A 23,547-nucleotide genomic window follows, 5' to 3' on the forward strand; every position below is an offset into this window, starting at 1 on the left:
TTCATAGATAAAATGTTAAGAAAATTAGGACTGGCATATTTTGTCGCTTTCGCTTTGTTATTAACTCATGTCGAAGCTCAGCAAAAACGATCCTTAAATCATTCTGATTACGATGGATGGGAGAGTCTTCGATCTGAAAGAATAACCAAAAATGGTCAATGGGTACTTTATCAGATAGCACCTCAGGAAGGAGATGGAAGAGTTGAAATATTGCCTTATGATTCTCCCAATAATAAATTCATTGTCCCAAGAGCATCTAGCGTTCAATTTACACCAGATGATGCATTTGCAGTTGGGAAAATCCTGCCAGAGGAAGATACAGTACGTATGTTGAAATTGAAAAAGGCCAAAAAGGATGAAATGCCTTCAGATAGCCTTTTTATTTACGAGATGAGTAGTGGTGAACTTGAGAAGTTTCCAAAAGTAAAATCTTTTGACACCCCTTCTGAAAAAGGGAGCTGGATAGCCATCCATTTTGAAAAAGAAAAGCCAAAGAAGAAAGAAGAGGCAGATTCAACTGCTAAAGCAGAAAAGCCTAAGAAAACTGATGGAACCAAACTTTTGGTTCGTTCACTTGATGGTTCGAAATCGTATGAGTTTGAGAGAGTGAAATCCTTTGGTTTTGCTCCAAATGGCGACTTCTTGCAATTTGTTCTTGCGGAAGAAGATACTTTAGATAATGCTTCTATCCATATTTTGGATTTAGAAAGTGGCGAGGATAAGCTTATTCATGAAGGAATGACATCTTACAAGTCCAATCGATTTTCGCCACAGTCTAAATATTTGGCTTTTTTGACAAGTGATGATTCCGCAAAAGCAGAAAAACCATATTACCAATTACAATTGTATGATGTGCAGTCGGGAAGTCTCAAGCAACTGGCGGATGAAAGTACGGAAGGTATTTTGGCAGAAGGTCGAATCAGTGAAAATGGGAGTTTGAAATTTTCTGAAAATGAAAATCGTTTGTTTTTTGGAACTGCACCTGAGTATGTTGATTATCCTTATGAAAAGGATACCACAATACTTGATGATGAGAGACCAAGCTTAGATATTTGGGGTTGGCAAGATGATGATATTCAGCCCATGCAGCTAAAACAAAAGTCAAGGGAGGAAAGTAGATCTTACCTTGCTACAATTGATTTAGCCTCAGGTAAAGTTGCTCAATTAGAAACTCAGGATTTGGAGGATGTAAGGCTTGAAAACAAAGTCACCAAGGAATTTGGATTAGGGACAAGTAATGCTCCTTATAAAAGAAACTACAGCTGGGACATTCAAATAGGGAGAGATATTTACCTCGTCGATTTCAATGATGGGTCTAGGAAATTAATAGAGAAAGAAGCCTCTGGATACCCCAGTATTTCTCCTGCCGGAAAATACGTTTATTGGTATGCTAGCAGAGACAGTGCATGGGTTGCTTATGATATCAGTGCTGAGAAAAGAATTGAATTGACCAAGGACCTTGAAATAGATTTCTTTGATGAACTTCATGATTCTCCTTCACTTCCAGGTGGTTATGGAAATGGTGGTTGGTTAGATGAAGATGAAGCAATCTTGATTTACGATAGGTTTGACATTTGGAAAATTGATCCTAAAAATCCTTCGGGAGCAGTAAGCATAACAGGTGGAACAGGAAGATCTTCCAACACAGTCTTTAGAGTTGAGAATCTGGATAGAGATATTTTAAGTATTGATCCTGATTCCCCAGTTATCCTAAGTGCTTTTAATGAGATGAATAAAGAATCTGGTTTTTATTCCACCTTTGTTAAGTCTAGCTCTTCACCTGAGAAATTGATCATGACGCCAAACAGGTACTATAGCCTAAACAAAGCGAAAAATTCAGATCATGCGACGATAAGGAGAATGACTTATGTGGAAAACCCAGACCTATATTTGACAGGTTTAGAGTTTAAGAGTCTTGAAAAAGTATCAAATCTCAATCCACAGCAATCTTCTATCAATTGGGGTACAGCTGAATTGGTATCGTATAACACCACTGATGGAGATCCACTTCAAGGAATTCTTTTCAAACCGGAGAATTTTGATCCAAATAAGAAGTATCCGATGATGGTTTATTTCTATGAAAGAAGCAGTGATGGGCTTTATTCTTACAGAACGCCAGCTCCAAGTGCCTCAACCATCAATATTCCTTATTTTGTAAGTAATGAATACCTCGTTTTTGTTCCAGATATTAAATATGAATTAGGTCTTCCGGGGCCTAGTGCATTCAACTGCATTATTCCTGGAGTACAAGCGGTTGTATCAAAGGGCTTTGTTGATGAAGATAATATGGCGATTCAAGGCCAAAGTTGGGGTGGCTATCAAGTAGCTTATTTGATTACTCAAACGAATATGTTTAAAGCTGCGGGCGCAGGGGCTCCTGTTGTCAACATGACTTCTGCTTATGGTGGAATTCGCTGGGGAACGGGTATGAGCCGTATGTTTCAGTATGAACAAACTCAGTCAAGGATTGGCGGAACCTTATGGCAAAAGCCACTTTATTATATAGAAAACTCACCTTTGTTCTTCATGGATAGAGTGAATACTCCTGTGTTAATAATGCATAATGATGAAGATGGTGCTGTTCCTTGGTATCAGGGTATAGAAATGTTTATGGCATTGAAAAGGTTGGATAAACCAGCCTGGTTACTACAATACAATGGGGAAGACCATAATCTAAGACAAAGAAGAAACCGTAAAGATCTTTCTATGCGATTAAGTCAATTCTTTGATCATTATTTAAAAGGAGCACCTGCACCTTTGTGGATGACAGAAGGATTGCCAGCAGTTGAAAAGGGGAAGACTTTAAAATATGAATTGAGTAATTAACAAACACTATAAAAAAATTAAATCCGATTGCCTAAAGGAAGGTTATCGGATTTTTTTTGTCCTAATCTAATTTGCCTAATGCTTTATTGAAAATTAGGAATTGCAATAAAGAACTTGCTATGTTTTTTGAAGTGGAATCAAATTACACTGCTACCGCAGCCTTGATATGCGGGTGTGGATCATAATTGATCAATTCAAAATCCTCATATTTAAAATCAAAAATATCTTTGACTTCAGGATTGATTTTCATCGTTGGCAAATCTCTAATTTCTCTGCTTAGCTGTAGTTTAGCTTGTTCTAGGTGGTTGGAATACAAATGAGCATCTCCAAAAGTATGTACAAAATCACCTACTTCTAGATCACAAACCTGCGCGATCATCATGGTGAAAAGCGCATAAGAGGCTATATTAAAAGGTACTCCTAAGAATACATCTGCACTACGCTGGTATAACTGACAAGAAAGCTTGCCTTCCGCCACATAAAACTGGAAAATAGTATGACAAGGAGGTAATGCCATTTGGTCCACATCAGCAACATTCCATGCACTTACAATATGCCTTCTGCTATCCGGTTTGGTCTTAATTTGATGGATCAGGTTTTTGATTTGATCTATCTCACCGCCTTTTCCATCTGGCCAATGTCTCCATTGATATCCATAAACTGGACCTAAATCACCATTTTCATCAGCCCATTCATCCCAAATAGAGACTTTGTTTTCTTTCAGGTAGTTGATGTTTGAATCACCTTTTAAAAACCATAGTAATTCGATAATGATAGATCTTAAATGAAGTTTTTTGGTAGTTACTACAGGGAACCCTTTTGATAAATCAAATCGCATTTGGTGGCCAAAAATGCTTTTAGTACCTGTACCTGTTCTATCTCCTTTTGTAACCCCTTCATCTAGGATTTTTTGCATCAAATCGTGGTATTGCTTCATGGCTATTATGGTGTTCTACTTGGACGGCAAGTTACTCAGATAGTATAAGAAATGGAACCCCATATCTTACAAAATTATTCTCTTGGAAAATCAGAGATTTACGTTCGCAAATCTTAAAATAGTTCGAATTGTACTACTCAATGTTGAGCCCTTCCCAGGTAAAGGTTGCTGAAACTGGATAATGATCTGAGTAATCAACTTCCCTATGTGTTTTAAATTGGATAGGTTTAAGCTGAGGGCTAGCAAAAATATGGTCAATTCTTAAGAAAATTAATATTCGATTATAAGTAAACCCAAAACCTCTTCCCATGAGTTCAAAAGCATTTTCAAGGTTTTCGCTTAGCTTGAAATAAGTGTATGAGTAAGGGACTTCATTTAAATCTCCCATTAAAATGATGGGGTGGGGACTATTTTGAATGTGTTCTACTAGTAAACTTAATTGCTTACTTCTTTCTAAGCTTCCGCGATGTAGCTTCCCCAAAGTTTGGCGGTAATTCTCCTTTACTCCTTCAATATTCTCTAAACCTTCAGAATCAATCCGCATGGATTCCAAGTGAGCATTATATATTCTGATGGTATCTTGATTTACCAATATGTCAGCGAAAATGGCTCCATTTGTTCCGTTTTTGTCAAATACTTTTCCTTCTTGTATGATCGAGTATTTGCTAAAAATAGCTAGTCCTAAAGACCTCTTTTGAGGGTTTCCCTCAATCACTTGATAGGAACTTTCGAAGCCCATATCCTCGCCTAAAAGTTTGATAGAGTTTCTTGAAGTGGTAGTGAAATCTTGATAAAACTCCTGAAATACTTTAATGTCCGCTGGATGATCTTGAAGCCAGGTATACACATTGGGATCAAATTTTCCTTCATTGTTACTTTTATAAAAGAAATTATGTGCATTATAAGTGAGCACTTTTAACCCTTTCGCATTTTCATTTTTATCATGCCATTGGAAAGTGATTAATGCAAATTTATACCCAATGATCAATGCCAATAAAGGAAGGAATGCTATTCTTTTCCAAGAAAGCGTGAGTATGATTAATAGGAATAAATTGATCAACCATATAATAGGGATAAAGAACGGCAGTAACCCAACATATGGAAAGTATTCCGGGGAGACGAAAACACTAGAAAATAAAATGAGCGAGCAAAAAAATACTATTCCCGTGAGGTATTTCATTGGTAAGTCTTAATGGGCTTCAAAGTAAATGAGCACAAATTGTTTTACGAACTTTTTGGTGGATTTTTATTTAACCTTAACAAATTTCTAGCCTAATTCGTCTATACTATTAGGATTTAGGTATTGTATCAATTCCTGATATTTGTTAGTTGAAGGAATTCTTTATCAAAAGAAGGCCGGAATTTTGTTGTAAGGGAGTTAATTACTTATTTAAATGTGAAATTTCAATATCATGAAAACACAAAATATTGTTTGGTATTCGGTTTTTATCGCCACTTTCTTTTTTTCCTGTGACCCTAAGTCTTCAGAAAGCTTGGAATCATCATCTTCTGAAGAGCTAGCGATGGAAACTGGAGAAGTAGATAACAGGCCAAGTCCACTTGAAGTAAAAGATGGACAAATAGGCGGGAAATCTTTTAAGATACATTACAGCTCACCTGCGGTAAAGGATAGGGCAATATGGGGAGATTTAGTCCCTTATAATGTGGTTTGGAGAACTGGGGCTAATGAAGCAACTTATGTAGAGTTAGCAGAAGATTTTAGTGTAGAGGGAGAAATCCTCCCCGCAGGAAAATATTCACTATTCACAATTCCGAAAGAATCTACAGATTGGACCGTGATATTTAATTCAGAGTGGGATTTAGAACATGGACATTTTCAATACGATGAAGAAAATGATGTGTTGAGAGTCGATGTGAGTCCTGTTTGGGAAGAGAATTCTCAAGAAAGACTTGCTATTGATATTGAAAGCCCTGGGATTGTCATCCGTTGGGAGAAGTTAAAACTGCCCATATCGATAAATTGAGCTAATTAGTATAGCTGCCCTCAACCATTTGGATTGAGGGCTTTTTTTTGCCTTTTATCAAAACTTTATTCTGTGATAAAAATTTCTCTGATTAAACAATTAACTTCGCTTTATTGTCTAATTCGGCCATCATATTATTGGTTAGTAAGAAGTTCGAATCCCGCGGAATTCTATTGTAAAAGAACTGTCTCCTATGAAATATATTTCCTTTTTATTGGCTTTAGGAATCACGATTACACTCGCAATTTATGTTTCTAAGCCAATAGGTCCAGTACCTCCGATTGCCACATTAATTGACCCGAACCATGGTTTTTGGCAAAATATGATTAGTGAGGATGATCTGGCTGAAACAGAAGTTCTATTGGAAGGATTGAATTCTCCAGTGCAAATTGTTTACGATAAAAACCTCATACCTCATATTTTCGCACAAAATGAGGAAGACCTCTACAAAGCTCAAGGATATGTTACAGCTAAACATCGCCTTTGGCAAATGGAGTTTCAAACAAGAGCTGCAGCGGGAAGGTTGTCTGAAATTGTAGGGGATGTAGCTTTAGAGCTGGACCGTATGACTCGTCGAAAAGGGCTTGGATACGGAGCCGAGCTTGGAATGGATTTTTTAAAAGAAAGTGATCCTGAAACATTAAGGTATTTGGAAGCTTATGCTTCAGGTGTAAACCAATACATTAATTCTATTGGTCCAGGACAATTGCCAGTAGAGTATAAAATATTGAATTATAGACCTGAAGAATGGACTCCTTACAAGTCTCTACTTTTGCTGAAATACATGTCAGATATGTTAGTTGGAGATAGGGATTTGGAGTATTCAAATCTCCGTAAAATCCTTGGAGAACAAATGCTGAACAAACTTTACCCTGATTATCCTAAAGATGCTGATCCTGTAATTGAGTCTGATAAAGTTTGGGAGTTTGAACCTTTGGAAATCCAAAAGCCAGACAGTCTTGAGTACCCCGATGATCTATTATCCATGAAGCCCTTGGAGCAACCCTTGCCAGGCACTGGATCTAATAACTGGGCTGTAGCACCTTCCAAAACCAAAAATGGTCATCCCATTTTAGCAAATGACCCTCATTTAAGTCTGAATCTGCCATCTCTTTGGTATGCAATTCAATTAACAACTCCAGATTACTCTGTAAAAGGAGCCTCTCTTCCAGGGGCTTTAGGGGTGATATCTGGATTCAATGAAAATATTGCCTGGGGTGTTACCAATGCTACCAAAGATGCTAGAGATTGGTATAAAATCACTTTTCAAGATGAGCAAAGAAAAGCATACAAATATGGAGACCAGTGGAGGCCAACTAATTTCCGCATTGAAGAAATAAAGGTAAAGGACCAAGATGCATTTTTGGACACGGTCGTTTATACTCATTATGGTCCCGTTGTTTATGACAAAAGCTTTAGATCAGAGAGACAGGATGTGAATTTTGCGCTAAAATGGACGGTTCATATGGGGTCAAATGAACAAAAGACATTTTTGTTGCTGAATAAGGCCACAAATCATGAGGACTATAATGTTGCTCTTGACAATTTTACGGCTCCAGCTCAGAATTTTGTTTTTGCTTCAAAAAATGGGGATATAGCTATGAGGATTCAAGGAAAATTCGCCCTGAAATGGCCTGAACAAGGGAAATTTTTTATGGATGGTGCTGATCCAAGAATGGAGTGGCAAAAGTTTATTCCAAATGAGCAAAACCCAAGCACTTTAAATCCGAATAGAGGTTTTGTTGCCTCTGCTAATCAACACCCTGTTGCGTCCAGCTATCCTTATTACGTATTTGATAATAGCTATGAGCATTATAGAAATAGAAGGATTAACGGAAAACTGAGGGAGATGGAAGATATCACTGTGGAGGATATGAAAAAGCTTCAATTCGATGATTTTTATTTTCAAGCTTCCGAAGCCTTGCCAACCATGCTGAATTTGCTAGGGGGTGATTATTCTAAAGAAGGAAATACAGAAAAGTATATAAAGCAATTGAAAGAATGGGATTACTATGCCGACCCTAATCAAAAGGCACCTACGCTTTATTATGTTTGGTGGGGGAAACTCTATAATCAAATTTGGCAAGCATGGGATGATTTTGGCGTTTCGGTAGTAAAGCCAAATAGTTATCAAACCATCCAACTATTAAAAAATGAGCCAAATGACTCTATTTTCGATTTAGAAAAAACGCAAGAAATCGAAAATGCCAAATCGCATGTTCTTAAGTCCTTTGAAATGATGGTGAAAGAAATTAGCGACTGGGAACAAAATGAGGGAGATTACGCTTGGGCAAATTTCAAACAAACTTCCATCCAACATCTGGTTCCTCAGTTTAAGTCATTTTCTGAAACTAATGTATATACCGGGGGAGGAGCGGGCATTGTAAATGCCACAAGTGAGAGGCATGGTGCAAGTTGGCGAATGGTGGTAGAACTGGGAGATAAGCCAACTGCTTTTGGGATTTACCCTGGAGGTCAGTCAGGCAACCCGGGTAGTAAATATTACAAGAACTTTATTCCAGTTTGGGCTGAAGGAAACTATTTGGATTTCAACCTAAGATCTCAAAAGGATACAACGAATCTACTTTACCAAACTACTTTAAAATAAGCTTATGAAATTTATAGCATTGACTTTATTGAGCGTGTTGATAGTGGTTTTTCTAAATCCCATATTTCCCTACTGGATAGTCATGATCCTTATTGGGATAGGAGCATTTCTTATTTGGGGGAAGCCAATAGGTGCCTTCTTTGCTGGTGCTTTGGGAATGGGTTTGGCTTGGTTAGGTCAAACAGTTTTTCTAAGTATGACCACTAATAGCCCTTTACCGGATCAAATGGCTGAGATTATGGACTTAGGTTCAGGAGTTACACTTTCCGCAATCACCGGATTTATTGGGTTTTTATTAGGTGGATTTAGTGCGCTTTCTGGCTGTTTATTAAGGAATTTATTCAAAAGGAAACCAAATAATATTTACAAAGGTTAAATCACCCAAAAAGTTGGTTATAGAGCATAATTATTCACTCAAATTTCACAAATTGTTTTTTCAGTTAAGGCTAATGAGTACCTTTGTTACTCACTATTAAAAGTGGATTTTTTATGCTTGAATCCTTAATTACTTCAAAAACACGATTAAGACTTTTGGTTAAGTTTTTTGTCAACTCCAATACGCACAGTCATTTGAGAGGATTGGCAGATGAATTTGGTGAGTCAACCAATGCCATTCGAAAAGAATTAAATAACCTAACTCAAGCGGGAATACTGGAAAGGCATTCTGATAAGAATAAAATTGAATACCAAGCAAATATTAAGCACCCATTCTTTTCTAATATCCAAGAAATCATTCGTAAGTATTTGGGCTTGGACAAATTGCTGGAGCAGATATTGGATAGAATGGGAGAAGTGAATCAAGTGATCTTGGTAGGTGATATGGCAAAAGGTATTGACTCTGGGAAAATTGATGTGATCGTATCAGGTGATAGTTTGAATAGTGAATACATCAATCACCTGACGACAAGGGTAGAAGACTTGATTGAAAGAAAAGTGGTATTCACCTTGCTTGGAGAGAGAGTGACTTCTCCAGGTTTGGTGTTGTTTGATAAAGAAACGGGAATATAATTTCCTATAAATAATGTTCAATTCATAAGCGCAAAATTGTGACTGAAAGGGCGAAGCTGTGCACAGAGGTCTTGAATTAAAAAAAAATATTGCAAATTACTTTATGGTAAATACTGAAAACACGTATAATCCTGACTTGATTAAAGCAGTTTCTTATTGGGATGTTTTTCGAAAGACTGGGCTGGTTTTTTTGTTTTTTCTAATAAGCTTAATAGCGCAGGCTCAGAGTTTATCTGATATTCAAAATCTTAGAGTAGACGATTTATCAGATGCTCAGCTAGAGCAATTGCTAAAAAGAGCTGAAGCAAATGGTTTGACTGTTAATCAGTTAGAGGCATTGGCAAGAGAAAGGGGCATGCCGGCAGTCGAAGCTGCTAAGCTTAGGCAGCGAATCAATGAATTGCAAATGACTGTGACTCCACAAAATGGAGAAGTTCCAGTTGGGTCAGGAAGATCGGTAAATGGGCTGGATGGCAGAGACATGTTTGATTCTATTCGAAGATCAGATCCATACTATGATCTCACTCCTACTCAAAAGAAGATTTTCGGCTATAAATTATTTCATAATAGAGAATTGGATTTTAGTCCGAGTCTAAATTTACCTACTCCACAATCTTATGTAATCGGTGCAGACGACCAATTATTAATTGATGTTTACGGTGCTTCCCAGCAGTCATTTGATTTAAATGTGTCCCCTGAAGGTAGAGTGTTTTTGCCCAATATTGGGCCAATTCAGGTGGGAGGTTCAACAATTGAGGCAGCTACTGCAAGGATAAAAAGTTCTTTAGGAAGAATTTATTCGGGTTTAAATGGATCTAACCCAAACACATTTCTTCAAGTTCGTCTAGGAAATATCAGGTCAATTAAGGTGACGATGGTTGGAGAGTTAACAAAACCCGGAACCTATACGGTACCATCATTTGCGACAGTATTCAATGGCTTATATGCAGCTGGAGGTCCAAATGAAAATGGCGCATTCCGGAATATCCAAGTTTATAGAGATAATAGATTGGTAGCCACAGTAGATATTTATGAGTTCTTATCTAAAGGGGAGCAAGGATCAAATATCACATTGCAGGATAATGATGTAATCATCGTACCTCCTGTGCAAGCAAGAGTAGAAGTGATTGGTCCTGTAAGGAGAGAAGGCTTATTTGAAGTTAAGCCGGGTGAGCATTTAGATGATTTATATATCTATACTGGGGGGTTTGCCAGTCTTGCCTATACGGATCGTGTGACCATTAGAAGGATTGATGAAAATCAACGCAAAATACTTGATGTTTCTTCAGATCAGTTTGATAGCTTTTCCCTTGAAGATGGAGATGAAATATTAATTGGAGAAGCCTTAGATCGATTTAGCAACAGGGTTCAGATTACTGGTGCGGTAAATCGTCCTGGAGAGTATTCATTTGACGACGGTAAGCTCACGGTAAAAGGTCTATTGGAAAAAGCTCAAGGAGTCAAGCCTGAAGCTTTTACGAATAGAGCTACACTATATAGAACCAGTACAGATTTAACCTTGGGTGCAGAAACTTTAGATCTAAAAGGAATCTTAGAAGGTACAGCTGATGATATTGTTCTGAAAAATGAGGATTTATTATTCATTCCTAGCAGATATGATATTCAAGAAGAATACTATGTTAAAATCTCAGGTGAAATAAATTCTCCAGGATCTTACCCCTTTGCATCTCAAATGACTGTGGGAGATCTCATTTTGAGATCTGGAGGTTTGTTAGAATCTGCTACAAATTCTTCTATTGAAATAGCCAGAAGAGTTAGGAATGCAGCTCCAGGAAAAATGGCTGAAATCAAAACCATTTCCATTGACCCAAACCTTCAATTGACGGCAGAAGAGAAAAATTTACCTTTAGAACCTTTTGATCATGTTTTCATTAGAAGGAGCCCAGGATTTGAAAGAGAACAAATAGTATCCCTTCAGGGTGAAGTTGTTTATCCAGGTGAGTTTGCCATATCAACGGCAAATGAGAGAATTTCAGATGTGATAAAAAGAGCTGGGGGACTTACAAATTTTGCCTATCCTAAGGGAGCGACTTTGATCCGGAGAACAGTATATTTTAAGGGGCCTACAGAAAAGGAATTGAAAGAGGAAACTTTAAAAGAAGTTCAGGAAAATCTTAATCCTGAAAAAAATAGAAGCATCAATGAAGCAGAGGGTCTTTTATATGAAAGAGTTTCGACAAAGCTTTCAAAAGCGGAACAGGAAAGAATGTTAAAAGAACAGGAAAAAGAACGCAATTTACTTTTCGAATCTTCCAGTCCACGTGATACTTTATTTCAAGACTCGACTTTGAATGAAGTTAGGATTTCTGAACAGGATCTGGTGGGTATAGACTTAGAAAAAATAATGGCAAATCCTGGCTCTAAAGAAGATTTGTTTTTGATGGAAGGAGACATTATTCAGATTCCTAAAGAATTACAGACTGTAAGAATGGTTGGTGAGGTGCTTTTACCTACCACCAGTAGATACGATAAGAAAAACAGTCTAAAAAACTACATTTCAAAAGCGGGTGGCTTCTCTGAAGAGGCAAGAAAATCTAAAACCTATGTGGTTTATGCCAATGGTGATGCCAAGAGAACTCACAATTTCCTAGGTTTTCATTTCTATCCAGAGTTGGAGCCAGGAGCTGAAATTGTAGTACCCAAAAAACCCAGAAGAAATAGACTTAATGCAGCAGGCTGGATAGGGTTAGCCTCTAGTTTAGCCACACTTGGGATCCTTGTGGATCGATTATTACAATAATTACTAACAACAAAATTTTATGAAAATCGCAGTAGTAGGTACGGGTTATGTTGGCTTGGTATCTGGAGCATGTTTTGCTGATGTAGGGATCGAAGTGACATGTGTCGATATCGATCAGAAAAAAATCGAAAAGCTTAAAAATGGCATTATGCCGATATACGAACCAGGTTTGGAAGAAATTGTGGTTCGAAACTATAAGAGCGGAAGATTAAATTTTAGCACTGACTTAGGTGAGGCAATCCAAGGGGCCTCAGTAGCTTTTATTGCAGTAGGTACACCTCCTGGTGAAGACGGCTCTGCAGACCTTAAGTATGTACTGGCTGTAGCCGATGAAATTGGTCAAAAGATGACGGATTACATCGTAGTGGCGACAAAGAGTACTGTCCCGGTTACCACTGGTGAGAAAGTTAGAGGTGCAATTAAAAATGCCTTAGATAAAAGAGGTTCAGACCTTCCTTTTGCTGTAGCTTCTAATCCGGAATTCTTGAAAGAAGGAGCTGCGGTAGAGGATTTCTTAAAGCCTGATAGAATTGTAATCGGTGTTGATGATGAAAGAGCTGAAGAAATCATGAAGCGATTATATAAGCCATTTCAATTAAGTGGAGAGCGAATTATCTACATGGATATTCCTTCTGCTGAAATGACGAAATATGCCGCAAATTCTATGTTGGCAACTAAAATTTCTTTCATGAATGACATCGCAAACCTATGTGAAAAAGTAGGGGCAGACGCCAATATGGTTAGGAAGGGAATTGGATCAGATCCTAGAATTGGGAATAAGTTCATCTATCCTGGGGTAGGCTATGGAGGTTCTTGTTTTCCTAAAGATGTGAAAGCAATCATCAAAACTGCCAAGCAATATGGATATGACTTAAGAGTTCTTCAAGCTGTGGAAGATGTTAATGATGATCAAAAACATGTGTTGGCAAATAAGGTTAAAGCACATTTCGGTGAGGATTTATCGGGTATGACATTTGCAATGTGGGGACTTAGCTTCAAACCAAATACAGATGACATGAGAGAAGCACCTGCGGGTGTGATTATCGATGAATTAAGGGCTGCTGGTGCCACTGTAAAAGCTTATGATCCTGTAGCAATGGAAGAAGCAAAAGAGCATTATCTTTTTGATAAGGTAACGTATTGCAATGACGCATATGATGCTTTAGTTGATGCAGATGCCCTTCTTTTGGTGACAGAGTGGTCGGAGTTTAGGATTCCTAGCTGGGAAGTTGTCGGAAAGCTGTTGAAGAATAAATTAATCTTTGACGGAAGAAATATTTATGATAAAAAATATTTGAAAACCTTAGGTTTTGAGGTTTACAATATTGGAACTAAGTAATTTAATTATGCCCTTGAGTAATAGGCTCAAGGGCATAACTATGTTTTGACCAATTTTAAAAGATGGTTGTTTTAGGTGCTGGAGGACATGGGTTAGAGGTTAAGGCTTCTTTGATTCAGATGGGGATTCCCCAGTCTGAAATTTATTTTTTTGATGATAATTTAGAAAAAAAGAATAATCATCCTGATGGAGAGTCATTGATATTAGGTGAGAAAAAATTAAAAGAAGTTTTACAGAAAGACTCTCGATTTGTTTTAGGGGTAGGAAATCCATTGTTTCGGAAGGCGCTCTTTGAGAAATCCATTGCTTTAGGAGGTACTCATATTGGAGTAAAAGGTGAATTCATAATCAACCAGAGTTATTCCAAACATATTTTTGATCTTTTTCCTTATGTTTTTTTGGGCCCTGAAACAAGGGTAGGGAAAGGAGTTTTGATCAATACTAGGGCCCATGTACACCATGACTGTGAGGTTGGAGATTTTAGTGAAATAGGTCCCGGAGCAATGTTATTGGGAGGGTCTAAAATTGGGACACTCTGCAGAATTGGAGCAGGTGCAGTTATTCTTCCGGGTGTAACTATAGGTGATCGAGTAGTGGTTGGAGCAGGAGCCGTAGTTACTAAGGATCAAGGTGATGCTAGAACATTAGTTGGGATTCCTGCTAGAATAAAATCAATCGATAGTTTCAAGGACAAAAGCTCAACATAAGTTGAAAAGTCATAAGAAAAGTATTTTATCTGGTGTATTCTGGAATTCTGTTCAAGTTGTAGTGAACAAGTCTTTCAGTTTCATCATTAAGCTTGTTCTAGCGAGATTATTATTTCCAGATGAGTTTGGGTTGGTTGGAATGGCTTTGGTCTTTACTAGTTTCATTGAAGTATTCAATGATCTTGGCTTTGGTGCCGCACTAGTTCAAAAAAAGGATTCCAAACTTTCACCTGAGCATTTTGATACAGCTTTTTGGACAGGGGTTGGCTGGTCATTTATCATGTATTTATTTATGGTTTTTGTGGTAAGTCCTTTTGCTGCAGATTTTTATGAGGAACCTGTTCTAGAAAAAATTATACCTGTTCTCTCGCTTGGGATTTTATCAAGCCCAATTAACTTAGTTCATAAATCTATTTTATTAAAGTCTTTAAATTTTAAAAAAATAGCATTTATAGAAAATGCTTCATCTATCACCTCAGGTGTATTATCTCTGATATTGGCATTTAGCGGAGCTGGAGTTTGGTCTTTGGTTTTTAATTCACTAGCTACATTTATCATTGCAATCCCTCTATACTTCAAAGCAACGAATTGGTTTCCGAAAATCAGATGGTCTGAAAAAGCCTTTAAAGATATTTTCGGTTTCGGTATTTATACTACAGGTACAAACCTTTCAAATAACTTGATAAACAAAGCCGATTATTTATTGATTGGTAAGGTGCTTAGCGCAAGTTCTTTGGGAGCTTATACTTTAGCATTTGTATTGACAGATACTTTTAGGAGTCAGTTGATGTCAGTCATGAATAAAGTTATGTATCCGATCTATGGTAAGGCGCAAGATGATAAAGACTCAATAAAGCGATATTATTTAAATGTGGTGAAATATAATAGCTTGATAATAAACCCAATTATGGCTGTATTATTTGTCCTTGCTTCACCCATTATTATCAATTTATTTGGGGAAAAATGGATAGAAACTATAATCCCTTTAAAAATAATTTCCCTTTCCGTAATTTTTCACATGATGGTCAATAGCAATACTGTGCTAATCAGAGGAATGGGAAAAGTAAAGTTGGAATTTATGATTCAATTTTTAAAATCAGTTTTTATTTTTCTTCCAGCTATTGCTTTTGGTGTTTTCTATTATGGCTTGATTGGTGCTGCGTATGCAATTTTGTTCAACAAAATAATGAGCGTATTAATTGCCCAAATTTATCTCAAAAAATTAGTAGGGATTGATTACAAAGATTTGTTTGAATCGTTAAAAGTAACTTTGGCAGGTATCATTGTATCCATTGGCCTTGGGTTATTTTTATTCCAGGTATTGGGTCTAAGCTTTATTTTTTGTGGAATTTTTATGCTCGCCTCATATGCTGGAATAGTTTGGTTGTTCATTGGTAATGAACTTAAAAACCAATACAAAGAAATAAGATTAAGTAAATCAGTTTCGTATAAATGATAGGAAAAGTCATTAGGAGGATCAGGTCCGAAAAAGACAAATTGGTCAAGAAGAAAATGCCATTCTGGTTTTATAAATCCAGATTTTGGTCTGGGATTTATTATGCGATTTTCCACTCAGGATTCCAGAGAGAAGCAAAAGCAGTATTGGCAGGAAAGGTAAAACACTTGCGTGATTCCCAATATGATAAGGCAAACTATTTTATGCTTGTTCGAAATACTCATCGATTGGAAAAAGGACTTTTGATGAGGCCTAGAAGAGATGTTTTTGCTGTTGAATACCTTAGAGAAACTGTGGATTGCTATTTAGGTGTTATGGCTAAGTCAAAAGAAAAGAAACATGGAAATCAAGTTAAATGGTTTACAGATGTTATTTCCGAGTATTTTGAGGTAGTAAAATCTCATCCGATTGTGGATAAAGAGAAAGAGCGGTTTTTAACTTTTAGAAATACACTCAAAAAAAACGAGGTATGTGAAGAGGCTTCAATACCATATCATCGGGTTTTAGAGAATTATTCTACGATTTCTTACGATGAGTTCCATAAATTAAATAAACAAAGAAGATCAGTCCGTTGGTTTTTGGATAAGCCAGTTCCTAGGGAATTGATTGATAAAGCAATTTTATCTGCGATACAAGCACCAAGTGCCTGTAATAGGCAACCCTTTACCTTTAGGGTATTTGATCAAAAAGATTTGGTTGAGGAAGCAGTGAAGTTTCCAATGGGAACAAAAGGGTACGCACATTCTATTCAGACATTTATAGTGGTTGTAGGACATTTGGATGCATATTTTGATGAAAGAGATAGACATCTTATATACATCGACGCTTCTCTTGCTAATATGTCATTAATGTTGGCACTAGAGACTTTAGGTCTTTCTAGCTGTCCAATCAACTGGCCAGACATTGAAGAGAGAGAACAAAAGATTTCAAATTTTTTAAAGTTGAATGAATTTGATAGGCCAGTGATGTGTATTGGGGTTGGATATCCAGACCCTGATGGAAAAGTTGCTTTTTCAGAAAAAAGAGAATTGGATATGATAAGGAAATACAATTAAGATGTTTATTGAATTAAGAGGTGTTGAGTTCGTCAACAAAGGAGCTGAATTAATGCTTCATGCAATTATGCAGGAAGTAAAAAAAAGAATTCCAGAAGCACAATTTGTAATGGAAGCGGGTTCGCGTACTCCTAATGAAAAGTTAATCAGTCATGGGATTTTTAGAAAGGTTAAATTTTCAAAATTAGGATGGAATATTTCACCCTTGATTGACATCATGCCCAAATCTGCTAAAAGGTCAAAAAACCTTGTGTCAGAGAATGAAATTCATGCTGTCCTAGATGGTTCTGGGTTTGCTTTTGGAGACAAATGGGGAGCGAAGAAAGCTGGAGAAAGGTCTGCTGATCACATTCAAAAATGGAAAAAAGCAGGTAAAAAAGTAATTTTATTACCTCAGGCATTTGGTCCTTTTGAAAAATTGGATTTACAGTCCAAAATGAAAACAATTTTGGAAAATGCAGACCTTGTATTTGCCCGAGATGTGCAATCTTATCAATTTTTAAAAGAGATCGAAGATTTAGGAAATCTGAGGCAATCACCAGACTTTACTAATCTTGTTTTAGGCATTAAGCCTGATAACAAAGATGAGTTTGCGACCAAAATTGCAATAGTTCCTAATCAGAAAATGATGGAAACTCCGGATTCTGAGAAAAATGCGCAATACCCATCGTACCTTGCCGCTTTGATCCAAAAATTGCAAAATGCTGGAGAAAAACCATTCTTTTTGATCCATGAGAGCAGAAAAGACGGGGAGATAGCTCAAAAAGTAAATGATTTGCTTCAGGAAAAGCTAGAGGTAGTAAAAGAGGAAAATCCGCTGAAGGTGAAAGGAATAATAGGTTCATGTAAAGCTGTAGTTACATCTCGATTCCATGGTTTAGTAAGTGCCTTAGCCCAAGGAGTTCCGAGTCTATCAACTGGATGGAGTCATAAATATCAAGAACTGCTTAAGGATTATGATTATTTAGAAGGATTATGTGAGGTCTCGTTAGAGGAAGAGTTTTTGAAGTCTAAATCAGATCTAATTTTATTAGAAAGTAAAAGAGAGTCTACAAAGGAAAAATTAAGTTTAAATTCTTCAATCCAAAAGGCGAAATCGACTAAAATGTGGGATGAAGTCTGTGAAAAATTACAAGTTAGCTAAATGATGATTTCGGTAATCATACCGGTATACAAAAATTGGGATTTGTTAGCAATCTGTTTAAAGTCCTTAGCTGATCAGACTTTTCCTCAAAACCAGTTTGAAATTGTCCTTGTAAATAATGATCCGAAATCAGGAATTCCCGAAAATTTCAATTTACCTTCTAATACTAGAGTAATTAATCAAATGTTGCCAGGGTCTTATTCAGCCCGTAATAAGGGAATGATTGATGCAAAAGGTGAGGTATTTGTTTTTACAGATTCGGATTGCATCCCTGAATTAAATTGGCTTGAAAAAGGAATGGATTTGATTTCATCCGGATATGATTTGGTTGGAGGAGAAATGAATCTTTTTAAGCCAGAAGGAGGGGGGGATTTAGCATATATTTATGAATCTAGGTTTGGTTTTAATCAGAGGAGAAATGTGTTGGAAAAAGGCCAAAGTATAACAGCCAATTTGTTTTGCAAAAAAGAAGTAGTTAATACTGTTGGGCCTTTTCCCGAAGATTTAATGTCAGGAGGAGATTTTGTTTGGACTCAAAAAGCTACTTCCTCTGGATTTAGGATAGCTTTTGGGGAAGATGTCATAGTAAAACATCCTAGTAGAAAAAGTATAAGTGAGTTAGTAAAAAAGAAAAAGCGTACGATAGGAGGTATGTATACTAGGTTTTATAAATCCTACTCTCCTTTACAAAAGCTTCGTTTTTCAATATTTTTCATTCGACCTCACCTTTCAATATTTACTTATAAAGGGCTGAGTATCATGGAAAAAACAAAGCTTTTTTTTGCAACTTGGTATGTTGAATGTGTGGGGATGAAAGAAATGCTACTGTTAGACTTTAATAAAAAATCAGCAGAAAGATCTTAAATATTCATTTGTTTTGGACCTAAATTGAAACCATGGATAAGGTATTAGATAGAAAACTTGATTTAATTCAATGAAACAAAAAATTGAAAAAATATTACTTACCAATGACTTTACCTTAGTAAATCTGGTAAGGTTAGGTAAAGCCAAGATGAGGGTTCTGGTGGGGTCAGTAATACTATTTGTCCTGTTTGGATTTATTTATTATGCTACTACACCTGATTCCTATTCGACCCAAACAGTTTTATTGGTTGAATCTCAAAATGCTAATGCAGCTGGAGGTTTGGGGTCATTGGCTCAAGTGGCAGGCCTTTCTATGCAAGGTTCCCAAAGTGAGCTAGGAACCCTTGATCCGGCTCTTTACCCAATGATCATTCAGAGTAAACCATTCCTTCAGGATTTAATGAATTCAAAAGTTAAGTCTGACCTCTATCCAGATTCGGTTTCTTTGTATAAATATATTATTGAAAATAATCCTGATAACAAGATTTACAGAGCAGTAAAAAGGCCGTTTTCTATATTCAAAGACAATATAATTGTCGATGATAAGGAAAGAGAAGTAATGAATAATACATCTAGAACTCAATATGAGCCATTAGAATTGTATGCATTATATCAATTGGCAGACGGCATAATAGCAAGCTCTGAAGGCACTTTATTGTTAATTACGACAACCATGCCTGAAGCTAAGTTATCCTATCAGTTTTCAGTTCTTGTAAAAAAGTTATTAGTGGAATATGCCACCAGATACCTGCAAGAAAAACAAAAAAGTCATGTTGATTATTTGGAAGTCCAATATGAAAAAAGTGAAGAAGGGTTTAGAGAAGCACAGAATGCATTGACGTCTTTCAAAGAACGGAACCAAGGGTTGTATTTGGAAAGTTTGAAAGCGAGAGAGCAAAACTTAAATGCGGAATATAATTTGAAGTTTGAGCTATATAGAACTATTGCGAAAGAGCTTGAAAGTTCAAGGATTGAATTAAATAATCAAAAGCCAATATTTTCTGAGATAGAACCACCTTTCATTCCTAATAAACCTGTAGCTCCAAACTTGCTGATTATCATTTCATTTTGTATTGCATTGGGCTTTATTTTTGGGCTGGTATTCATTTTTATCTTGTATATAAGACAATACATGATACTTCATCAGAACCACGAGATTGATTAGATGATTTCTGTCATTGTCCCATTTTATAACAATGAAGATTTTTTGAAGGAAACACTAATCTCTGTTTCTCAGCAAACAATTGAAAATTGGGAGTGTGTTTTAGTGGACGATGGATCCACAGACAACTCTTTAAAGCTAGCCAAAGCTTTCGCCTCAGAGGATGCAAGGTTTAAATGCTTTACAAGACCTAGTGAGCTTCCAAAAGGGGCCAACTCTTGCAGAAATTTTGGTGTAGAAAAATGCAGAGGTAGCCATCTTCTTTTTTTGGATGCAGATGATTTGCTCTCTTCGAAATGTTTGGAATTACGTGAATGTAAAATAAGAAATGAGGATCTGGTGGTGTTTTCAACAGCTCATTTTACTGGAGACATTAAAGATGGTTTTCCTTTTTTTTCGAATCTAGATTTGGATTTAACGTCGATTGAATATCGAAATATGTTTTTGGATTATGTTATTCCATGGCATGGAAGCAGCGGTATATGGTCTAAAAGATTTTTTGTGGAAATCGGTGGATTTGATCCTGAGTTGTTGAGGTTTCAAGATGTTGACTTGCATGTGAGAGCTTTAAATGCAAAAGGGATTTCTCTTAAATTAGATTATTCGGATGGCTTCACTTCTTTTTATCGAAAATCACTTTATCATCAGAAAGTAACTTTGGAAAAGAGGAGGTTTATTTTGAACCAAGGAATGCTTTATGCTTCTAAAATGAAGAGAGAATTGGATTCCAAAGACTACAGATGGCTGGAAGGGCTATTTGTTTACTTACTATTTAGATTTGAGGAAGTATTTGATCAAAAAGATCTTCAAAAAATTCAGGAATGGTGTGATCTAACGGGAGGAGAAAAAGATGTGGCATTTTCCTCAGAATTCATTTTTATGATGAAAATGTATAAGAGTATTTTAACCAAACCGAATAGGTTAAGAAAATACGCTTCTTACTTTTTATATCGAAAATACGGTAAAAACAAGTACAACTAAATTTGAAAGCCTATTATCAAAATGTGGAGTTTTGGCATCTTTTGACGTTGCCTATCTATTTCATCATGGCCTATTTACTGGTGACTATGATAGCTAAGCGAATTTTACTGCCTGATTCCAAATATTTGAATGTTCATTTTTTAGCTGTTTTACTTTTCTATTTGGCTATTGGGTTGATAGATTTTAAGTTTAAGTTGATTCCATTTTTTCCTGATACAAATTTATTTACAAACATATTGGAGACAGGAATAACTCCAGATAACCAGTCGATTGGGGTGAAAATTGGGTATAAATTTTTGGCGATTCCTATCTATAATCTATCACTCAAATCCATTTTCAATTACTTCTTATTCAATGTCTTATTCTTCCAGTTGGGTTTGATTTTCCTTGCAGGAGCATTCAATAGGACTTATCATTTAACAGATGTTTGGGTTCAACGGATATTCCTGATTTTAGCCGTTTTCATACCTTCTGTAATCGTATATTCCTTTACTCCCCTAAGAGAAAGTTATTTCGTTTTAGCATTAGGACTATTCTTTTATGGAATGACCTCAAAAAACAAACTGAATATCTTTTTGATTTTGGGAGTTGTTTTAGCTGGGATTTTACGAATTCAATTACTACTCTATTTCTTTATCGTCATTGGGATACAAATGGTGGTAAATATGAAATTGAGTAAGAAGGCGATTTTAGGAATTGTCATTGTACTAATCCCATTCTTATTTATAGCACTTAATTACCTGGCAAAAAGTATTATAGGGATATCAATTTCCCCTGAAAGTCTGGCATTATTCAGAAATATTCAACGGATGAATTATTTCGAGTCTGGCGTTACCTATCCAGAAGTTGATTGGGCCAATTGGCTAGACTTATTTCTGGATTTTCCTGGTTTGTTTTTCCAGTTTTTATTGGCTCCATTTCCGGTAATTATTTTCATTCCATTCTGGACCAAGCTTGCCTATTTTGCGGATGGTTTGTATTTGCTATTGATCTTGAGTATTTCCTTATTTTATATCAAGCACTGGAATCAATTAGGACTATGGCTATTATATATTGGTCTGTATGTTGCTATGTCAGCCTTTTTTGAATTTCACCTTTTAGGAGCGGTTAGACATCGACTCCCGGCGACTTTATTGGTGACATTTCTTGCTGCTCAATGCCTTGCTTATTACCTCCCTAAGTTTCGATGGATATTCAAGTATTAATTTCGACTATGAATCCCAATCCGGATCCTTTCAAGGATTTAGGAATTCCAACATTAGTTATTTCCCAGAACTCTACCCAGACAGAAGTTCGTGAAGATAAATTCACTTTTTTATCATTTGACGAAAGAGGGCTTTCAAAAAGCAGAAATAAAGCAATAGAAAACTCAACTGCTGAAATTGGCCTGATAGCAGATGATGATATTGGGTATTGTGAAGGGTTTGAAGAAAAAATTTTAAATGCCTTTGATCAGTTCCCAGATGCTGATATTCTGACATTTAAGATTATTACTCCGGATGGGAGACCCTATAAAAATTACAATTCCGAAAATTTTAGGCATACTAGAAGTAGCATTTTTAGAGTTTCTTCCGTTGAAATAGTAATACGTTTGGATAGAGTTAAAGAAAAAGGGATTTCATTTGATGAAAATTTTGGACTTGGAGCTAATTTTAAAAGTGGAGAAGAGACTATTTTTTTAAATGACGCAATGAATGCTGGCTTAAAAATTTATTATGTTCCTGAATATCTGGTTATCCATCCTTTGGAAAGTTCCGGAAAGATTCTCGATTACCAATACTTTAGAAGTAAAGGTGCTTTGATTCATAGAATGTATAAAAATACTATTCATTTAGGCCTTGGAGTAGTTTTCTTATTAAAGCAGCTAGCCAAGCCTAATAAAACTATATCTTTGTCAGCCTGCTTGAAAGCGATTTTTCAAGGTTATTATTCTAGTAAATAAAATAATGCTTGTTTCGATTATTACCCCTGTGCATAACTCCATTGAACATGTCGAAGAGGCTATTCAATCGATATTAAAGCAGACTTATACAAACTGGGAACTTATCTTAATTGATGATAAATCTTCAGATAGTAGCCTTGAAGTACTTCATGCCTATGAGGAGAAAGACTCCAGAATTCATCTTCTTAAAAATGAAAAAAATAAAGGAGCTGCATTAACCAGAAACAGGGGGATTGAAGCTTCAAAAGGAAGGTTTATCGCTTTTTTAGATAGTGATGATTTATGGGAACCAACCAAGCTAGAAACTCAAATTGCTTTTATGCTTGAAAAAGGTCATGCTTTTACTTACACGAGTTATTTAACTTTTCGTAATGACAATGAGGAAGTTGGAGTTTTAGAAGTGCCGGAAAAAGTAAATCACAATGATTTATTAAAAACTTGCTCTATAGGTTGCCTTACTGCGATGTATGATACTGAAGTATTAGGGAAAGTTTATATGCCTATCATTTCAAAGAGACAGGATTATGCTCTTTGGTTGAAAATATTAAAGGAAATTCCATTTGCATACGGAATTAATACACCTCTTGCCAAATATAGGTTAAGGTCAGATTCCATTTCAGGAAACAAGCTCAAAGCAGCCGGATATCAATGGAAGGTTTACCGAGAGTTTGAAAATTTATCCATTTTTCAAGCAAGTTATTACTTTATACACTATTCAATTTTTGGGGTTATCAAGACCTATTTCAATAAAATGCAGAAGCAGAAAGATTAG

19 protein-coding genes are annotated in these 23,547 nt (G+C 36.2%); 17 read left to right on the forward strand and 2 right to left on the reverse strand.

What is annotated here, in order from left to right:
• The first annotated feature begins 12 nt into the window (after nt 1–12).
• The gene (locus ALPR1_RS08670; protein WP_008200005.1) at nt 13–2,826 is read left to right on the forward strand and encodes an alpha/beta hydrolase family protein; all 2,814 of its coding nucleotides are present in this window, start codon (nt 13–15) and stop codon (nt 2,824–2,826) included.
• A 142-nt stretch (nt 2,827–2,968) separates the two neighbouring features.
• Here ALPR1_RS08670 and ALPR1_RS08675 read toward each other — a convergent pair whose 3' ends face one another.
• Complete coding sequence (locus tag ALPR1_RS08675; protein ID WP_008200006.1) at nt 2,969–3,763, reverse strand: thymidylate synthase; 795 nt, start codon at nt 3,761–3,763, stop codon at nt 2,969–2,971.
• Between the two features lie 133 nt (nt 3,764–3,896).
• Nucleotides 3,897–4,823: an endonuclease/exonuclease/phosphatase family protein gene (locus ALPR1_RS08680; protein WP_316929472.1), complete on the reverse strand. Its 927-nt coding sequence runs from the start codon at nt 4,821–4,823 to the stop codon at nt 3,897–3,899.
• Nucleotides 4,824–5,175: 352 nt separating this feature from the next.
• On the opposite strand from ALPR1_RS08680, the gene ALPR1_RS08685 reads away from it, so the two are divergent.
• The 16 genes from ALPR1_RS08685 to ALPR1_RS08760 all read left to right on the forward strand — a co-directional run bounded on the left by ALPR1_RS08685 (nt 5,176) and on the right by ALPR1_RS08760 (nt 23,547).
• A complete protein-coding gene (locus ALPR1_RS08685; protein ID WP_008200008.1) occupies nt 5,176–5,748 on the forward strand; it encodes a DUF2911 domain-containing protein in 573 nt (190 codons plus the stop codon).
• A 193-nt stretch (nt 5,749–5,941) separates the two neighbouring features.
• A complete protein-coding gene (locus ALPR1_RS08690; protein WP_008200009.1) occupies nt 5,942–8,356 on the forward strand; it encodes a penicillin acylase family protein in 2,415 nt (804 codons plus the stop codon).
• Nucleotides 8,357–8,360: 4 nt separating this feature from the next.
• Nucleotides 8,361–8,732, forward strand: coding sequence for a hypothetical protein (locus tag ALPR1_RS08695; RefSeq protein WP_008200010.1), 372 nt, complete (start codon nt 8,361–8,363; stop codon nt 8,730–8,732).
• Between the two features lie 113 nt (nt 8,733–8,845).
• Nucleotides 8,846–9,364, forward strand: coding sequence for a helix-turn-helix domain-containing protein (locus tag ALPR1_RS08700; protein WP_008200012.1), 519 nt, complete (start codon nt 8,846–8,848; stop codon nt 9,362–9,364).
• A 103-nt stretch (nt 9,365–9,467) separates the two neighbouring features.
• On the forward strand, nt 9,468–12,125 hold the full coding sequence (locus ALPR1_RS08705) for an SLBB domain-containing protein (protein WP_008200014.1): 2,658 nt from the start codon (nt 9,468–9,470) through the stop codon (nt 12,123–12,125).
• A gap of 19 nt (nt 12,126–12,144) precedes the next feature.
• Nucleotides 12,145–13,464: a UDP-glucose dehydrogenase family protein gene (locus ALPR1_RS08710; protein WP_008200016.1), complete on the forward strand. Its 1,320-nt coding sequence runs from the start codon at nt 12,145–12,147 to the stop codon at nt 13,462–13,464.
• Between the two features lie 62 nt (nt 13,465–13,526).
• Nucleotides 13,527–14,171 carry an acetyltransferase gene (locus tag ALPR1_RS08715; protein ID WP_008200018.1) on the forward strand — a complete coding sequence of 215 codons (645 nt, stop codon included), beginning with the start codon at nt 13,527–13,529 and terminating at the stop codon, nt 14,169–14,171.
• A gap of 1 nt (nt 14,172) precedes the next feature.
• Nucleotides 14,173–15,627 (forward strand): lipopolysaccharide biosynthesis protein, encoded by a 1,455-nt coding sequence (locus tag ALPR1_RS08720; protein WP_040302681.1) that lies wholly within the window; start codon nt 14,173–14,175, stop codon nt 15,625–15,627.
• Nucleotides 15,624–16,682: a nitroreductase family protein gene (locus ALPR1_RS08725; RefSeq protein WP_040302683.1), complete on the forward strand. Its 1,059-nt coding sequence runs from the start codon at nt 15,624–15,626 to the stop codon at nt 16,680–16,682. The genes ALPR1_RS08720 and ALPR1_RS08725 overlap by 4 nt, the downstream gene beginning before the upstream one ends.
• Nucleotide 16,683: 1 nt before the next feature.
• Complete coding sequence (locus ALPR1_RS08730; protein ID WP_008200024.1) at nt 16,684–17,826, forward strand: polysaccharide pyruvyl transferase family protein; 1,143 nt, start codon at nt 16,684–16,686, stop codon at nt 17,824–17,826.
• Between the two features lie 3 nt (nt 17,827–17,829).
• Nucleotides 17,830–18,690: a glycosyltransferase gene (locus ALPR1_RS08735; RefSeq protein ID WP_262480523.1), complete on the forward strand. Its 861-nt coding sequence runs from the start codon at nt 17,830–17,832 to the stop codon at nt 18,688–18,690.
• A 70-nt stretch (nt 18,691–18,760) separates the two neighbouring features.
• Nucleotides 18,761–19,855: a Wzz/FepE/Etk N-terminal domain-containing protein gene (locus ALPR1_RS08740; RefSeq protein WP_008200027.1), complete on the forward strand. Its 1,095-nt coding sequence runs from the start codon at nt 18,761–18,763 to the stop codon at nt 19,853–19,855.
• Nucleotides 19,856–20,833: a glycosyltransferase family 2 protein gene (locus tag ALPR1_RS20280; RefSeq protein ID WP_050776382.1), complete on the forward strand. Its 978-nt coding sequence runs from the start codon at nt 19,856–19,858 to the stop codon at nt 20,831–20,833.
• Between the two features lie 65 nt (nt 20,834–20,898).
• Entirely contained in the window at nt 20,899–22,038 is a 1,140-nt protein-coding gene (locus ALPR1_RS08750; protein WP_153231784.1) for a hypothetical protein, read from the forward strand.
• 8 nt (nt 22,039–22,046) lie between these two features.
• Nucleotides 22,047–22,775, forward strand: a complete 729-nt coding sequence (locus tag ALPR1_RS08755) for a glycosyltransferase family A protein (protein WP_161599224.1) — start codon at nt 22,047–22,049, stop codon at nt 22,773–22,775.
• 4 nt (nt 22,776–22,779) lie between these two features.
• Nucleotides 22,780–23,547: a glycosyltransferase family 2 protein gene (locus ALPR1_RS08760; protein WP_008200032.1), complete on the forward strand. Its 768-nt coding sequence runs from the start codon at nt 22,780–22,782 to the stop codon at nt 23,545–23,547.

Origin of the sequence: Algoriphagus machipongonensis (genome assembly GCF_000166275.1) — a bacterium.
In the GTDB taxonomy this organism is placed as follows: domain Bacteria; phylum Bacteroidota; class Bacteroidia; order Cytophagales; family Cyclobacteriaceae; genus Algoriphagus; species Algoriphagus machipongonensis.

What these genes read in the sequence shown, in the direction of transcription:
- ALPR1_RS08755 (WP_161599224.1), top strand. Translation starts at nt 22,047, where the DNA reads ATGAATCCCAATCCGGATCCTTTCAAGGATTTAGGAATTCCAACATTA.
- ALPR1_RS20280 (WP_050776382.1), top strand. Translation starts at nt 19,856, where the DNA reads ATGATTTCTGTCATTGTCCCATTTTATAACAATGAAGATTTTTTGAAG.
- ALPR1_RS08695 (WP_008200010.1), top strand. Translation starts at nt 8,361, where the DNA reads ATGAAATTTATAGCATTGACTTTATTGAGCGTGTTGATAGTGGTTTTT.
- ALPR1_RS08670 (WP_008200005.1), top strand. Translation starts at nt 13, where the DNA reads ATGTTAAGAAAATTAGGACTGGCATATTTTGTCGCTTTCGCTTTGTTA.
- ALPR1_RS08690 (WP_008200009.1), top strand. Translation starts at nt 5,942, where the DNA reads ATGAAATATATTTCCTTTTTATTGGCTTTAGGAATCACGATTACACTC.
- ALPR1_RS08675 (WP_008200006.1), bottom strand. Translation starts at nt 3,763, where the DNA reads ATGAAGCAATACCACGATTTGATGCAAAAAATCCTAGATGAAGGGGTT.
- ALPR1_RS08685 (WP_008200008.1), top strand. Translation starts at nt 5,176, where the DNA reads ATGAAAACACAAAATATTGTTTGGTATTCGGTTTTTATCGCCACTTTC.
- ALPR1_RS08760 (WP_008200032.1), top strand. Translation starts at nt 22,780, where the DNA reads ATGCTTGTTTCGATTATTACCCCTGTGCATAACTCCATTGAACATGTC.
- ALPR1_RS08725 (WP_040302683.1), top strand. Translation starts at nt 15,624, where the DNA reads ATGATAGGAAAAGTCATTAGGAGGATCAGGTCCGAAAAAGACAAATTG.
- ALPR1_RS08730 (WP_008200024.1), top strand. Translation starts at nt 16,684, where the DNA reads ATGTTTATTGAATTAAGAGGTGTTGAGTTCGTCAACAAAGGAGCTGAA.
- ALPR1_RS08710 (WP_008200016.1), top strand. Translation starts at nt 12,145, where the DNA reads ATGAAAATCGCAGTAGTAGGTACGGGTTATGTTGGCTTGGTATCTGGA.
- ALPR1_RS08735 (WP_262480523.1), top strand. Translation starts at nt 17,830, where the DNA reads ATGATTTCGGTAATCATACCGGTATACAAAAATTGGGATTTGTTAGCA.
- ALPR1_RS08705 (WP_008200014.1), top strand. Translation starts at nt 9,468, where the DNA reads ATGGTAAATACTGAAAACACGTATAATCCTGACTTGATTAAAGCAGTT.
- ALPR1_RS08700 (WP_008200012.1), top strand. Translation starts at nt 8,846, where the DNA reads ATGCTTGAATCCTTAATTACTTCAAAAACACGATTAAGACTTTTGGTT.
- ALPR1_RS08715 (WP_008200018.1), top strand. Translation starts at nt 13,527, where the DNA reads ATGGTTGTTTTAGGTGCTGGAGGACATGGGTTAGAGGTTAAGGCTTCT.
- ALPR1_RS08740 (WP_008200027.1), top strand. Translation starts at nt 18,761, where the DNA reads ATGAAACAAAAAATTGAAAAAATATTACTTACCAATGACTTTACCTTA.
- ALPR1_RS08750 (WP_153231784.1), top strand. Translation starts at nt 20,899, where the DNA reads ATGGCCTATTTACTGGTGACTATGATAGCTAAGCGAATTTTACTGCCT.